This is a genomic window from Bacillus sp. ISO11 (assembly GCF_003458115.1).
Lineage (GTDB): Bacteria > Bacillota > Bacilli > Bacillales > Bacillaceae_G > Bacillus_A > Bacillus_A cereus.
Map to the genome: position 1 here is coordinate 52453 of NZ_QXCO01000023.1, position 14654 is coordinate 67106.

The following is a 14654-nucleotide window of genomic DNA, read 5'->3' on the forward strand; positions in this document are numbered from 1 at the left end:
AAAACATGAAGGTTCGAAAGAATTACAACCTGAATTTTCGTTTTTTCTGAATAAATAAGAAAAAACTGTTGGGAATCGATGTAATTCGTTCAGAAAAGGGGGATTTTGGTGGATCATTTAAAACGTCAAGATGAAAAGGTATTTGCTGCAATTGAGGCAGAACTAGGAAGACAGCGTTCAAAGATTGAGTTAATTGCTTCGGAAAACTTCGTAAGTGAAGCAGTAATGGAGGCACAAGGTTCTGTTTTAACGAATAAGTATGCTGAAGGATATCCTGGAAAACGTTACTATGGTGGCTGTGAACACGTAGACGTAGTAGAAGATATCGCACGTGATCGCGTGAAAGAAATTTTCGGCGCAGAGCACGTAAATGTTCAACCACACTCTGGTGCACAAGCGAACATGGCAGTATACTTTACGATTTTAGAGCAAGGCGATACAGTACTTGGTATGAACTTATCTCATGGTGGTCACTTAACACACGGAAGCCCTGTTAACTTCAGTGGAGTACAATATAATTTCGTAGAATATGGCGTGGATGCTGACTCTCACCGTATTAATTACGATGATGTATTAGCAAAAGCGAAAGAACATAAACCAAAATTAATCGTTGCAGGTGCAAGTGCATACCCTCGTGTTATCGATTTCAAGCGATTCCGTGAGATTGCAGATGAAGTGGGCGCTTATTTAATGGTTGATATGGCACATATCGCTGGTTTAGTAGCTGCTGGTTTACACCCAAATCCAGTACCACATGCACATTTCGTTACAACGACAACACATAAAACGTTACGTGGTCCGCGTGGTGGTATGATTTTATGTGAAGAGCAATTTGCAAAACAAATTGATAAATCAATCTTCCCTGGTATTCAAGGTGGTCCACTTATGCACGTAATCGCTGCAAAAGCTGTTGCATTTGGTGAAGCACTTCAAGATGATTTCAAAACATATGCACAAAATATCATTAACAATGCGAACCGCTTAGCTGAAGGTCTTCAAAAAGAAGGACTTACACTTGTTTCTGGCGGAACAGACAATCACTTAATCTTGATTGATGTTCGTAACTTAGAAATCACAGGTAAAGTAGCAGAGCACGTATTAGATGAAGTTGGTATTACAGTGAACAAAAATACAATTCCATTTGAAACAGCAAGCCCATTTGTAACAAGTGGTGTACGTATCGGTACAGCAGCTGTAACATCTCGTGGTTTCGGTTTAGAAGAAATGGATGAAATTGCGTCACTTATTGCTTATACATTAAAAAATCATGAAAATGAAGCTGCATTAGAAGAAGTACGTAAGCGTGTAGAAGCGTTAACTAGCAAATTCACAATGTATCCAAATCTATAATAGATTGAAGAAGACTGCCGAGACTTAATTGTTTTGGCGGTCTTTTTTGTGGACATATATTATTTTTAAAGTATGTATACAAATGATGAATAAATTTTGGCGATATAATGAAGGATACAGCTCCCATAATTGGTAAAGATACTAGATAGATTCATCGTAAAATCATGATTTTGCCAAATTTGCCCTTGAATATTAGTAGCGTTTTCTTTACAATCGTAAATAGTGTAAAAAAGCGTGCAAACGCATGAATATCATCTAAAGGAGAGATTCACATGGGAAAACTGTATGTATTTGATCACCCGTTAATTCAACATAAGATTACATATATTCGCGATAAGAATACAGGTACGAAAGATTTTCGTGAATTAGTGGACGAAGTAGCAAGCTTAATGGCTTTCGAAATTACTCGCGACCTTCCACTTAAGGACATTGAAATTGAAACACCTGTAAGCAAAGCGACAACAAAAGTGATCGCTGGTAAAAAACTTGGTTTAATTCCGATTTTACGTGCAGGTTTAGGAATGGTTGATGGAATTCTGAAATTAATTCCAGCAGCAAAAGTAGGACACGTTGGTTTATACCGTGACCCTAAAACATTGCAACCGGTAGAATACTATGTGAAACTTCCAACGGATGTAGAAGAGCGTGACTTTATCGTACTAGATCCGATGCTAGCAACAGGTGGTTCTGCGGCTGAAGCAATTAACTCTCTGAAAAAGCGCGGTGCGAAACAAATTAAATTAATGTGTATCGTTGCAGCTCCAGAAGGGGTAAAAGTAGTACAAGAAGAACATCCTGATGTTGATATTTATGTAGCAGCATTAGATGAGAAATTAAATGACCACGGATATGTAGTACCAGGTCTTGGTGATGCTGGTGACCGTTTATTCGGAACGAAGTAAGACAACTGACGAGCAGGGGAGATTCCCCAGCTCGTCTTTTTTGTTGTAAGCAAGTAGGGGAGGGGGAGAGGATAAATATACATCGTATATACAACATAAGTTGCATACACCTCACATATAATATAGAAGTCTTACGTCTGAGGAACACTATATTATGGAAGAAAAGCGTTATATCTCGAAAATATAATAGTGACAAACTTGTGAACATTTCCTTCTATTATAAAGAGAAAACTGTTAGAAATTGCATATATGTAACCAGTATTTAGAAGGGGAACGTTTTCATTTTTGGGAGGAAATGCCTAATACTCAAATTTTTAGATTTTTTACGATTTCTCGTTGACACTGTTAATACCCTATTGTATGCTAACAACGGGGATAGATGGTAGGGCTTTCAGTGACAAAATTACATCTATTCCGTGACGAAAATGTAAACTTTTTGTTTTGTATAGGATTTATGCAAAAAAATGAGTTATTATTAACACATCGTGAATGAGGGTTACATATTGGAGGGATGAATCCTTGCAAAAAAACGATCGCAGCCATATAAAAGCTTATGCTTTAATGTCAGGTATTCTTGCTCAATTAGTCGGTTCTATTCTTGTTGGAATCTTTGGTGGGCAGTGGATTGATAATAAGGTTGGAACGTTTCCGTTGTTTCTTATTATAGGGTTATTACTCGGACTAGGAACAGGGGTATACGCAATGATTCGACTCATTCGACATTACTATTCGGGAGAGCAATGATGATAGACGTACATGGACTTGTCCAAAGACAAAAGAAATATATGTACTACTTGCTTGCGCTTCTAGTGCTAGGATGGGGATTTACCTCTTACAAGGATGTATTTCTTGGACTGATTATCGGGACGATTTTCAGTTTTCTTAGTTTGCGCATCATTGCACGTAGAACAGACAAGCTGCTAGATCGCGTAACAAATGGAGAAAACGTGAAGTTCAAGGCAACAGCGGTAAGTACATATTCAAGATTCGCCACGATTGGGTTATTAATTTTATTTGCAGCCAAATATCAAGAGTTAATCGCGATGTGGGGCCTAGGTGTAGGATTGCTGACAGGATACCTTGTCATGATCATAGATTTTCTTTATTTAGAGTATAAGAGCAGGGAAGAGAGGTGAATTACTAGTGGAACACGGTAAATTAGTTGAATTTCTAGGTTTAACGTTCGATTTGTCATCAGTTATGATGGTTACTGTAGCAGCAGTTATTGTTTTCTTAATCGCTGTTATTGGAACTCGCAGCTTAGCTCTTCGCCCAACCGGAATGCAAAACTTCATGGAATGGGTGTTTGACTTCGTGAAAGGGATTATCAATAGTACGATGGACTGGAAAACAGGTGGACGTTTCTTAACGCTTGGCGTTACGCTTATCATGTTTATCATCGTATCGAACTTCCTTGGTTTACCATTCATGTATTCAGCAACTGAAGCTGGCGAACATATTGCATGGTGGAGATCACCAACGTCTGATCCAGCAGTTACATTAACATTAGCCGTGATGGTAGTTACCCTCACCCATTATTATGGAATTAAGATGAAGGGTACGAAAGAGTACGTAAAAGGTTATTTCCAACCTATGAAATTCTTATTCCCATTAAAGGTTATTGAGGAGTTTGCTAACACATTAACGTTAGGTCTTCGTTTATTTGGTAACATTTATGCAGGTGAGATCTTATTAGGATTACTTGCTAAGTTGGGCGGAGCATCAGTCCTTGGGGCATTAGGTGCGCTTGTACCAATGTTAGCATGGATGGGATTCAGTGTATTCGTTGGATCAATCCAAGCATTTATTTTCGTTATGTTAACGATGGTTTATATGGCTCATAAAGTAAGCCATGACCATTAATATAATTTAAGTAAGAAAAAATTTATTTTTTATAATACAAAGGAGGACAAATTAAATGAGTTTAGGTGTAATCGCAGCTGCAATTGCAATTGGTTTATCAGCATTAGGTGCAGGTATTGGTAACGGTCTTATCGTATCACGTACAATCGAAGGTGTTGCTCGTCAACCAGAATTAAAAGGCGCACTTCAAACAATTATGTTCATCGGGGTTGCTTTAGTTGAGGCACTTCCAATCATCGGTGTAGTTATTGCATTCATCGTAATGAACAAATAAGGGAGACTCCCCTTACATAGATGGCGAAGAGTGTTTTTCCGAACTTTCTTCGCCATTGCTTTATGAATGAAACGTATGTCTTTTTTTTTCATATGATCAATTTAGATATTTTGAAGGGAGTGAATCCTTGTGCCAACTTTATTATTAGGTGCTGCCATTCCATTTGGAACGATTGCTTATACATTGTTCATTTTCTTACTTCTATTAGTAATGCTACGCAAATTTGCGTGGGGTCCTTTAATGGGAATTATGAAAGAACGTGAAGAGCATGTTACTAATGAAATCGACGCTGCAGAAAGAAGTAATGCTGAGGCGAAGAAGTTAGTAGAAGAACAACGTGAAATGTTAAAACAATCACGTGTTGAAGCACAAGAGTTAATCGAAAGAGCGAAAAAGCAAGCTGTAGATCAAAAAGATGTTATTGTTGCTGCTGCGAAAGAAGAAGCAGAATCAATTAAAGCATCTGCTGTACAAGAAATTCAACGCGAAAAAGAGCAAGCAATTGCTGCTTTACAAGAACAAGTTGCTTCTTTATCTGTTCAAATTGCTTCTAAAGTAATTGAAAAAGAATTAAAAGAAGAAGATCAAGTGAAGTTAATTCGCGATTATATTAAAGAAGTAGGAGAAGCGCGATGAGCAATGGGATTGTAGCAAAACGTTATGCTGTCGCTCTTTTTAAAATTGCTAAAGAAAAACACGTATTAGAAATGTTTGAAGAGGAATTACGCCTTGTACAAAACGTTTATGTAAAGAACGGAGAACTACATAGCTTTTTAACGCAACCGAACATTTCAAAGGAACAAAAGAAAACGTTTCTTGCAAACGTATTCGGATCTGTTTCTGAATCTATTTTAAATACGTTATATATTTTAATTGATAACAAACGCATTGATATCTTACCTGAAATTGCAGATGAATATGTTGTTCTTGCTAATGAAGAACGTAACGTAGCGGACGCAACTGTATATTCTACTCGTCTTCTATCAGAAGAAGAGAAGCTTAACATTGCAGAAGCATTTGCGAAGAGAACAGGAAAAGATGCAATTCGCGTGAAAAATGTTGTAGATGAAGATTTACTAGGCGGCATTAAAGTACGTATGGGAAATCGCATTTATGACGGAAGTTTACAAGGAAAATTAGCACGTATTCAGCGTGAATTAATGAAGAATAGATAGGGGTGAAGCACATGAGCATCAGAGCTGAAGAAATTAGCGCACTGATAAAGCAACAAATCGAGAACTATCAGTCTGAAATCGAAGTTAGTGATGTTGGTACAGTTATCCAAGTTGGTGACGGTATCGCGCGTGCTCATGGTCTTGATAACGTTATGGCTGGTGAACTTGTAGAGTTCTCTAACGGCGTTATGGGACTAGCACAAAACTTAGAGGAAAACAACGTAGGTATTATCATTTTAGGACCTTACACAGAAATCCGTGAAGGTGACGAAGTTCGTCGTACTGGTCGCATCATGCAAGTACCGGTAGGAAAAGAACTAATTGGTCGTGTTGTAAACCCATTAGGTCAACCAGTTGATGGTTTAGGCCCAATCAATACAACAAACACTCGTCCAATTGAAAGTCCAGCACCAGGTGTAATGGATCGTAAATCTGTTCATGAGCCACTTCAAACAGGTATTAAAGCAATCGATGCTCTTGTACCAATTGGCCGTGGTCAACGTGAGTTAATCATCGGTGACCGTCAAACTGGTAAAACAGCGGTTGCACTTGATACAATCATTAACCAAAAAGATGAAGATATGATTTGTATCTATGTAGCAATTGGACAAAAAGAATCAACTGTACGTAACGTAGTAGAAACACTACGTAAGCACGGTGCATTAGAGTACACAATCGTTGTAACTGCATCTGCTTCTCAACCAGCTCCATTATTATACCTAGCTCCTTACGCTGGTGTAACAATGGGTGAAGAGTTCATGTACAATGGTAAACACGTATTAGTAGTATATGATGACTTATCAAAACAAGCAGCGGCTTACCGTGAGCTGTCATTACTATTACGTCGTCCTCCAGGTCGTGAAGCTTACCCAGGGGATGTATTCTACTTACATTCTCGCTTATTAGAGCGTGCAGCAAAATTAAGTGATGCAAAAGGCGGCGGTTCTTTAACTGCACTACCTTTCATCGAAACACAAGCAGGGGACGTATCAGCATACATCCCAACAAACGTAATTTCTATTACGGATGGACAAATCTTCTTACAATCTGACCTATTCTTCTCTGGCGTACGTCCAGCGATCGATGCGGGTACTTCTGTATCTCGTGTAGGTGGATCTGCTCAGATTAAAGCAATGAGTAAAGTATCAGGTACACTTCGTCTTGACCTTGCATCTTACCGTGAGTTAGAAGCGTTCGCTCAGTTCGGTTCTGACCTTGATAAAGCAACTCAAGCGAAATTAAACCGTGGTGCTCGTACTGTTGAGGTATTAAAACAAGGATTACACAAACCATTACGTGTAGAGAAACAAGTTATCATTCTTTACGCTTTAACACGTGGATTCCTAGATGATATCCCAGTAGTAGATATCACTCGTTTTGAAGAAGAATTCCATGCTTGGTTAGATTCTAATGCGACTGACTTATTAGAAGAAATCCGCACAACTAAGAAACTTGCGGATGACGACAAATTTGCAGCAGCAATCAATGGATTTAAAAAAGTATTTGTAGCTTCTGAATAATAAAAGCGGAAGCGGCTCGTTGTGAATGTGAGGGGGATGGAGCTTCTGACGAAGAGGCGGTGTTTGCCTCGTAGGAAGAAGTGAAGCCACCGAGCATTCAAGCCGCTGGAGCTAGATAGTATATATAAAAGGCATCTCGGGCTCTGAGATTGCTAAAGGTCATGTAAAGGAAAAGAGTAGGTGCACCTATTCTTTTCCTTCAATCATGAGCAAGAATATCTTGCAACGTAGATTAGGAAGAGGATTCTTACTAATCGTGCCAACTTCCGGAAAAAAGGTGGTGAAAACCTGTGGCATCTTTACGCGATATAAAAGCGAAGATTAACTCGACAAAGAAAACGAGTCAAATTACGAAAGCGATGGAGATGGTATCTGCATCTAAGTTAAACCGTGCAGAGCAAAATGCTAAATCTTTCGTTCCGTATATGGAAAAGATTCAAGAAGTAGTAGCGAGCATTGCGCAAGGAAGCAAAGGGATTAATCATCCAATGCTAAATGCGCGTCCTGTAAAGCGTACAGGATACATCGTTATTACGTCTGATCGCGGACTAGCAGGTGGTTATAACAGTAACGTATTACGTACAGTAAGTAACGTAATTCGTGAACGTCATAATATGGATTCAAACCAATATTCTATTATTGTGCTTGGACGACTAGGACGTGATTATTTAAAACGTCGCGGCTTTAACATTATTGATGAAGTAGTTGGATTATCTGACCACCCATCATTTACTGATATTAAAGACCTTGCTTCTCGAGCAATTGCGATGTTTGCAGATGGTGCTTATGATGAGCTGTACATCTACTACAACCATTACGTAAGTAAAATTTCACAAGAGGTAACGGAAAATAAAATTTTACCGCTTACTGATGTGGCGTCTGACAAACCGACGACAGCTTATGAATTCGAACCTTCTGAAGAAGAAATTTTAAAAGTACTATTGCCACAATACGCAGAAAGCTTAGTGTACGGTGCATTACTAGACGGTAAAGCAAGTGAACACGCAGCGCGTATGACAGCAATGAAGAGTGCTACAGACAACGCAATGGAAGTTATCGATTCACTTACACTTTCATTCAACCGTGCGCGTCAGGCAGCGATTACGCAAGAAATTACGGAAATCGTTGGTGGAGCAGCAGCGTTAGAATAGTATTAAAAAGCGGAAGCGGCTCTGTCAAAAGAGTCGCGTAAGCTATAAACCAATAAAAAATTAAAAGCTAGCTGCTCGTAGAAAGTTGGCTAATTAAAAGAAAGCTAGGAGGGAACCCGATGAATAAAGGGCGCGTTACGCAAATCATGGGTCCGGTTGTAGACGTTAAGTTTGATGGCGGAAAGCTACCAGAAATCTACAACGCCCTTACGGTAAAACAAAGCAACGAAAACGGAAGTATTAACTTAACATTTGAAGTTGCACTTCATTTAGGTGATGATACAGTTCGTACAGTTGCAATGTCTTCCACAGATGGACTTGTTCGTGGCACAGAAGTAGAAGATACTGGTAAACCAATCTCTGTACCAGTTGGTGATGTAACACTTGGTCGCGTATTTAACGTATTAGGTGATGCAATTGACTTAGATGGTGAGGTTCCTGCAGATGTACATCGTGATCCAATTCACCGTCAAGCACCTGCATTCGAAGAATTATCTACTAAAGTAGAAATTCTTGAAACTGGTATTAAAGTAGTAGACTTACTTGCTCCTTACATTAAGGGTGGTAAGATCGGCCTATTCGGTGGTGCCGGCGTAGGTAAAACAGTATTAATTCAGGAATTAATTAACAACATCGCACAAGAGCACGGTGGTATCTCTGTATTCGCTGGTGTAGGTGAGCGTACTCGTGAGGGTAATGACTTATACCACGAAATGAGCGATTCTGGCGTAATCAAGAAAACTGCGATGGTATTCGGACAAATGAACGAGCCACCTGGAGCACGTCAACGTGTTGCATTAACAGGTTTAACAATGGCTGAGCATTTCCGTGATGAGCAAGGACAAGACGTACTTCTGTTCATCGATAACATCTTCCGTTTCACGCAAGCGGGTTCTGAAGTATCTGCCCTTCTTGGTCGTATGCCATCTGCGGTAGGTTACCAACCAACACTTGCAACAGAAATGGGTCAATTACAAGAGCGTATTACATCTACAAATAAAGGGTCTATCACGTCTATCCAAGCGGTATATGTACCAGCCGATGACTATACTGACCCAGCACCAGCTACAACGTTCGCTCACTTAGATGCAACAACAAACTTAGAGCGTCGTTTAACGCAAATGGGTATTTACCCAGCCGTAGATCCATTAGCATCTACATCTCGTGCACTTTCTCCAGAAATTGTAGGAGAAGAACATTATGAAGTAGCTCGTCAAGTACAGCAAACTTTACAACGTTATAAAGAGCTTCAAGATATCATCGCTATCTTAGGTATGGATGAGTTATCTGAAGAAGATAAGTTAGTTGTACATCGTGCTCGTCGTATTCAATTCTTCTTATCTCAAAACTTCCACGTAGCTGAGCAGTTTACAGGTCAAAAAGGTTCTTACGTACCTGTAAAGAATACAGTTAGTGGTTTCAAAGAAATTCTAGAAGGAAAATATGATGACCTTCCAGAAGATGCATTCCGCTTAGTAGGTGGCATTGAAGAAGTTATTGAAAACGCGAAGAAAATGATGGCGTAAGGCCTTAGGAGGGACGAAGTATGAAGACATTTCCAGTCAGTATTGTAACTCCTGATGGACCGGTTTACGAAAAAGAAGTAGAAATGGTAAGTGTAAAAGCAGAGAGTGGGGAAATGGGGATCTTACCAGGTCACATTCCAACTGTTGCACCATTAAAAATTAGTGCAGTTCGTCTGAAAAATGGTGGACACACTGATTATGTAGCAGTAAGCGGTGGCTTTATCGAAGTTCGTCCAGATAAAGTAACTGTATTATCATCATCTGCTGAAGAAGCAAACCATATCGATATCCATCGCGCAAATGAAGCGAAGCGTCGTGCTGAGCAACGTCTGCAAGATAAACAAGCACATGTTGACTTTAAACGTGCAGAAATGGCATTACAACGTGCCGTGAACCGTTTAAACGTTTCCGATATGAAGTAAAAAAATCCGTAAGGGCTTTGCCTTTACGGATTTTTTTTGTGTATTTTATGGATAATTTTACAAAACTGGTATAATTATATTGATGCTTGTATAAGTAGAAGTGTACAACAATTTATATTTCATAAAGGGGATGAATCAATGATTGGTGAAATGAAGCGAGAAGCATTGTACTCTTTAAAGGGAAAATGGGGACTAGGTGTTGGATCAACAATTTTATATTTTATTTTAAGTTATGTCGTTTCGATGGCTGCAATGCTTATACTATTAATTCCAGGAATTATTATATTTCTCTCAGTTGCAAGCTTAACTGGATCATTTGAAGAGGAAACGATGTCAATTGGAGCAGGTATTACCTTTGGAATTTTTTATTGCATTATAATAATTTTGAGTAACGCATCGTATGGGATCACGTCATATGGTTATACAAATGTATTTTTACAGATTAGTAAACGAGAAGATGCTAAAGTAGATTACTTATTTGAAGGATTTCGTGGCTTTAAAAGAATGATGAAAACAATGTGGGCAATGCTTGCGATTTTGTTATATACAGGTACATGGATTCCGATGCTGTTAATAGGCTTATTTGCATTGTTAGGTGAAGAAGGGAATACGTCATTTGCAATAGCTTTCTTCGTACTATTAGCAATTTCAATTGTTGGTATGATTGTGATGTATTTTTCTTATGCACTGACGTACTATGTGATGATTGAAAATCCAGAATATAGTGTTTCGCAGGCGATGAAGGAAAGTAAGAATCTTATGAAGGGTCATAAGTTAGATTTGTTTCTTTTATGGCTGAGCTTCATAGGATGGGCTATTTTAGCGCTTCTTACTTTTGGAATAGGATTTCTTTGGTTTAGTCCGTATATGAGTACGACGACAGCACACTTTTATCGCTATATTTCAAAAGGTGAATTTCAATAGGAACATGCTATACTAATAGAATTATTGTGTATAGGAGGCGAGGCTACGCATGATTAGTGATTTAAAAGGAGAAGCACTAGATTCATTAGAAGGGAAATGGGGATTAGCTGTTGGGGCTACACTACTCATTTCAATTCTTATCACAGCTTTTGATTTTAGTGTTGATTGGGGATTTTCTTTAATTTTCGGTTGGCAAAAAACAAACGGTTCAATTTCAATGAATATTCTTACATTTTTCGTTACTGGACCGTTAACTTTAGGTGGATATTACCTTGGTTTAAATATCCTTCGTGAAAAGCAAGCTAGTATCGGTAATATATTCATTTGGTTTTCAGAGGGAAAGAGATTTCTAAAATCATTTTTATTATATTTATTAGTAAATCTTTATCTTTTCTTATGGACGTTATTGTTCATTATTCCAGGTATTATTAAATCATTTTCTTATGCGATGACATACTTTATTATAAACGATCATCCTGAGTATTCACTGAACCAAGCTATTACAGAAAGTCGTCGTATGATGGATGGACATAAGATGGAGTATTTCATTTTATGTTTAAGTTTTATTGGCTGGTTTATATTAAGTTGTATTACGTTAGGGATTGGATTCTTATGGTTAATTCCATATTTCTATACGACATCTGCAGCTTTTTACGAAGAGATTGCAGAAGAATATTATGAGAAAAATATTTAGCACTAAAAAACCCCCGGTATGAATTATTTGTTCATACTGGGGGTTTTTTGTAGAAACTTTATAAACTGATTACTAGTAAGTGGTTTACTGAAATAGTAACCTTGCATATATTTACAGTTATGTTTTTGCAGAAACTTAAGTTGTTTTTCGGTTTCAATTCCTTCGGCGACGACTGAAAGATTTAAAGTATTCGCGAGGGAAAGAATTGTAGAAACGATGGCTCGTTCTTCAGGACGATGATCAGCTAATTGTGTAAATTCTCTCGGTACTTTTAATGTGTCGATTGGAAAAATTGATAAATAAGCAAGAGAAGAGTACCCAGTACCGAAGTCATCAATGGAAGTTTGGATACCGTATTCTTTTAATTGCTTCAGTCTCAATAACGTTTCTTTCTCGTCAATCATTGCAATTCTTTCTGTTAACTCAAGTGTTACATATTTTGGATCGACTTGCACGTCGTTTAATATTTGTGAAATGTTTTCGATTAATTGATCTTGCCGGAATTCTTTTGCGGATAAATTAACACTTATTTTTAAATTTTGGTAGCCAAAGGTATGCCATATTTTTAATTGGAGACAAGCTTCTTGTAATACCCAATGTCCAAGTGGGACTACTTGTGGCGTCTCTTCTACAATTGGAATAAACTCACATGGTGAAATGTCACCTAATAGTGGGTGTTTCCAACGTATTAAAGCTTCAGCACCGATAATTTTATTTGTTGTCGTATCAATTTGTGGTTGATAAACGAGATAAAATTCTTTGTTTACTAAAGCGATTGGCAAATCTTTTTCAATTCGAGCTTTTCGTTCCATTTTTTTATATAGTTCTTTCGTGTAAAGAGAGCTACCGTTTTTTCCTTTATTCTTTGCTTCGTACATGGCCATATCAGCATGCTGCAAAATGGATAGCGCATCTTCACCTGCTTCAGGATATATTGCAATTCCGATGCTCGGTGAGATTTGTAAATGTTGATTTTCGATTTCAAATGGCTCATTCATGGCCGCTACAATCCTATCAGCTATTTTTTGGACATCTGGCTTTTTTTTGTAATTCTCGATAAGGATTGTGAACTCATCCCCAGCTAGCCGCGCGAGTTTCATATTTGATGTTGCTATTCTTTCGAGCCTTTTTGCTACTGCGATGAGCAATAGGTCTCCTACTCGATGACCGAGGGTATCATTAATAACTTTAAAACGGTCTAGGTCGAGAAACATAACAGCAAAAGGCTTTTTCGATATTTTTGCTCGTGCAATTGCCTGTTCTAAATGTTGATGAAATGCACGTCGATTTGCAAGCTCTGTTAAAGTATCATGGTATGCTAGGAAATTAATTTGTTCTTGTTGTTGTTTGCTTTCCGTAATATCTTTAATCATTAAATAAACCCCAGAAATTTTCTCCTTTAAAAAGATCGGTACGGCGGTAACGTGCAAGTAGTAAGTATCTCTGTTTTTATGGTACGCCCGTATTTCTAAAGAGATAGAATACCCCTTTTTCACGCGATGAAAGGCGTTAATCATTTCTTCTAAATCTTCTTCGTATATGAGTGAATAGTAAGGCTGGTTTAATAATTCATTCGTTTGATAACCGAGTAAAGTAGTACCAGCGTTATTTACTTTGAGAAAATTACCGTACAAATCTAATGTGAAGATTGGATCTGGATGATGCTCGTATAAAGATTTAAACATTTGTTGATTATGATAGAGTTCATTTTTCTGTTCTACTAAATCTTCTGTACGTAGTTTAATTTGTTTCTCGAGTTCTGAGTTGAATTGCATTTGAGCTAGCAATAAGATTTTATTTTGTTTTCGAACTAAACTATGACGTATGAGAACGAAAGAGAAAGTTATTATAAGTCCGATTACTATAATAGGCGCAAAAACGTATTCAACTAATATGAAAACAATAAGCATTACTACCGAAATATACGGTAATGATAATCGGATTGATTCACCAATTTTAGGTGTTAGTAGTACTTGTTCTTGTTTTTCAGGCTTTTTTGTATGGAGAATACAGGCGATTGCTACTAGTACTAAGGTTACTTGATAGAAAGGAGTAACTGTAAACATAGAATACTCTGGTATGAAGTATTTTATATACGCATAAATCGCATCTGTAGTAGCATATAAAATTAAAGCACTGCCAAGAAGTGCACCGACCTTTTTAGGTAATAAGGATAGTGGTTTGAATAAAAGGTTGATTCCTATTAAGAGAAAGAGTAAATCAGCCATTGGATAGGTAAGTTGAACAAATATGTCGATATAGGATGTTGTAAAGATGTGAATAGTTCGTTCAATAAGTAAGTAGTAACTTAAAGTAAATTGGGCTGTAACGATAATACAAATATCACATAGCATAAAAAGTTTTTCTAATAAATCTCGGTTGTAAATGATTTCGTATAGAAAGGCAAACGTAATGCTAAATAAAAAAAGTAAGTAAAAAAAGTCAGATGGATCAACGAACGTATAGAAGTCTTTTACAATTAAACGCTGATAGGCAACGACTATATCACCGATAAAATAAGAGAGAGCTCCAACAGATAATATGATCCAAAATAAACGAGATAGCCCTTCTTTCATGTTTGAAAAGTAAATTATATAACTACAAGCGATAATATCAATTAATAGGGTACTCGTTCCGATTAATAGCTGAAAAGGAAATGAGTATTCATATAGAAAAGGCATCGCTACATAGTGAAGCGTTATAGACAGCAATACAATGCTTATAAGAATACTTACATGTGTTTGTTTTTTCATTTATATCACCTACGGTTTCTTGAAAAGCATATATAAGTTTATATTTATTTTGCACAATTATAGCAAGTTGTAAAGATAGATTTTAATAATTCTTGTTTCT

General features: G+C 37.5%; 16 protein-coding genes. 15 read left to right on the top strand and 1 reads right to left on the bottom strand.

All coding sequences use genetic code 11. From position 1 onward, the window contains the following. Positions 1–108: 108 nt before the first annotated feature. From glyA to D1166_RS21700, 15 genes are all read left to right on the top strand, one after another. On the top strand, positions 109–1350 hold the full coding sequence (glyA, locus tag D1166_RS21630; protein ID WP_000349807.1) for a serine hydroxymethyltransferase: 1242 nt from the start codon (positions 109–111) through the stop codon (positions 1348–1350). A gap of 272 nt (positions 1351–1622) precedes the next feature. Then, positions 1623–2252 (top strand): uracil phosphoribosyltransferase, encoded by a 630-nt coding sequence (gene upp, locus D1166_RS21635; RefSeq protein ID WP_000517539.1) that lies wholly within the window; start codon positions 1623–1625, stop codon positions 2250–2252. 379 nt (positions 2253–2631) lie between these two features. Further along, entirely contained in the window at positions 2632–2745 is a 114-nt protein-coding gene (locus D1166_RS21640) for a DUF4024 domain-containing protein (RefSeq protein WP_000232962.1), read from the top strand. 26 nt (positions 2746–2771) lie between these two features. Next, positions 2772–2996, top strand: a complete 225-nt coding sequence (locus D1166_RS21645) for an AtpZ/AtpI family protein (RefSeq protein WP_001171223.1) — start codon at positions 2772–2774, stop codon at positions 2994–2996. Beyond that, positions 2996–3388: an ATP synthase subunit I gene (locus D1166_RS21650; RefSeq protein WP_000567600.1), complete on the top strand. Its 393-nt coding sequence runs from the start codon at positions 2996–2998 to the stop codon at positions 3386–3388. The genes D1166_RS21645 and D1166_RS21650 overlap by 1 nt, the downstream gene beginning before the upstream one ends. Before the next feature lie 7 nt (positions 3389–3395). After that, positions 3396–4115, top strand: a complete 720-nt coding sequence (atpB, locus tag D1166_RS21655; protein ID WP_000399871.1) for a F0F1 ATP synthase subunit A — start codon at positions 3396–3398, stop codon at positions 4113–4115. 55 nt (positions 4116–4170) lie between these two features. After that, complete coding sequence (gene atpE, locus D1166_RS21660) at positions 4171–4389, top strand: F0F1 ATP synthase subunit C (RefSeq protein WP_000052064.1); 219 nt, start codon at positions 4171–4173, stop codon at positions 4387–4389. 129 nt (positions 4390–4518) lie between these two features. Beyond that, entirely contained in the window at positions 4519–5025 is a 507-nt protein-coding gene (gene atpF, locus D1166_RS21665) for a F0F1 ATP synthase subunit B (RefSeq protein ID WP_001142618.1), read from the top strand. Then, positions 5022–5564, top strand: a complete 543-nt coding sequence (gene atpH, locus D1166_RS21670; protein ID WP_118043424.1) for a F0F1 ATP synthase subunit delta — start codon at positions 5022–5024, stop codon at positions 5562–5564. The genes atpF and atpH overlap by 4 nt, the downstream gene beginning before the upstream one ends. Positions 5565–5575: 11 nt before the next feature. Further along, positions 5576–7084: a F0F1 ATP synthase subunit alpha gene (gene atpA, locus D1166_RS21675; protein WP_000027518.1), complete on the top strand. Its 1509-nt coding sequence runs from the start codon at positions 5576–5578 to the stop codon at positions 7082–7084. A 290-nt stretch (positions 7085–7374) separates the two neighbouring features. After that, positions 7375–8235, top strand: coding sequence for a F0F1 ATP synthase subunit gamma (gene atpG / locus D1166_RS21680; RefSeq protein ID WP_000157696.1), 861 nt, complete (start codon positions 7375–7377; stop codon positions 8233–8235). Between the two features lie 119 nt (positions 8236–8354). Continuing rightward, positions 8355–9761, top strand: coding sequence for a F0F1 ATP synthase subunit beta (gene atpD, locus D1166_RS21685; RefSeq protein ID WP_001032593.1), 1407 nt, complete (start codon positions 8355–8357; stop codon positions 9759–9761). A 20-nt stretch (positions 9762–9781) separates the two neighbouring features. Beyond that, a complete protein-coding gene (gene atpC / locus D1166_RS21690; protein ID WP_000847211.1) occupies positions 9782–10183 on the top strand; it encodes a F0F1 ATP synthase subunit epsilon in 402 nt (133 codons plus the stop codon). A 138-nt stretch (positions 10184–10321) separates the two neighbouring features. Next, on the top strand, positions 10322–11107 hold the full coding sequence (locus D1166_RS21695; protein WP_000578829.1) for a DUF975 family protein: 786 nt from the start codon (positions 10322–10324) through the stop codon (positions 11105–11107). Between the two features lie 49 nt (positions 11108–11156). Beyond that, positions 11157–11801 (top strand): DUF975 family protein, encoded by a 645-nt coding sequence (locus tag D1166_RS21700; RefSeq protein ID WP_098327103.1) that lies wholly within the window; start codon positions 11157–11159, stop codon positions 11799–11801. Positions 11802–11824: 23 nt separating this feature from the next. On the opposite strand, the gene D1166_RS21705 is transcribed toward D1166_RS21700, so the two are convergent. Beyond that, on the bottom strand, positions 11825–14554 hold the full coding sequence (locus D1166_RS21705) for a putative bifunctional diguanylate cyclase/phosphodiesterase (RefSeq protein WP_098327104.1): 2730 nt from the start codon (positions 14552–14554) through the stop codon (positions 11825–11827). Positions 14555–14654: the final 100 nt, after the last annotated feature.

Bases quoted from the DNA above. Each gene is read 5' to 3' on its own strand.
- D1166_RS21700 (WP_098327103.1), top strand. From the start codon at position 11,157: ATGATTAGTGATTTAAAAGGAGAAGCACTAGATTCATTAGAAGGGAAA.
- D1166_RS21650 (WP_000567600.1), top strand. From the start codon at position 2,996: ATGATAGACGTACATGGACTTGTCCAAAGACAAAAGAAATATATGTAC.
- D1166_RS21695 (WP_000578829.1), top strand. From the start codon at position 10,322: ATGATTGGTGAAATGAAGCGAGAAGCATTGTACTCTTTAAAGGGAAAA.
- atpD (WP_001032593.1), top strand. From the start codon at position 8,355: ATGAATAAAGGGCGCGTTACGCAAATCATGGGTCCGGTTGTAGACGTT.
- atpC (WP_000847211.1), top strand. From the start codon at position 9,782: ATGAAGACATTTCCAGTCAGTATTGTAACTCCTGATGGACCGGTTTAC.
- atpH (WP_118043424.1), top strand. From the start codon at position 5,022: ATGAGCAATGGGATTGTAGCAAAACGTTATGCTGTCGCTCTTTTTAAA.
- D1166_RS21705 (WP_098327104.1), bottom strand. From the start codon at position 14,554: ATGAAAAAACAAACACATGTAAGTATTCTTATAAGCATTGTATTGCTG.
- upp (WP_000517539.1), top strand. From the start codon at position 1,623: ATGGGAAAACTGTATGTATTTGATCACCCGTTAATTCAACATAAGATT.
- atpE (WP_000052064.1), top strand. From the start codon at position 4,171: ATGAGTTTAGGTGTAATCGCAGCTGCAATTGCAATTGGTTTATCAGCA.
- atpA (WP_000027518.1), top strand. From the start codon at position 5,576: ATGAGCATCAGAGCTGAAGAAATTAGCGCACTGATAAAGCAACAAATC.
- D1166_RS21640 (WP_000232962.1), top strand. From the start codon at position 2,632: ATGGTAGGGCTTTCAGTGACAAAATTACATCTATTCCGTGACGAAAAT.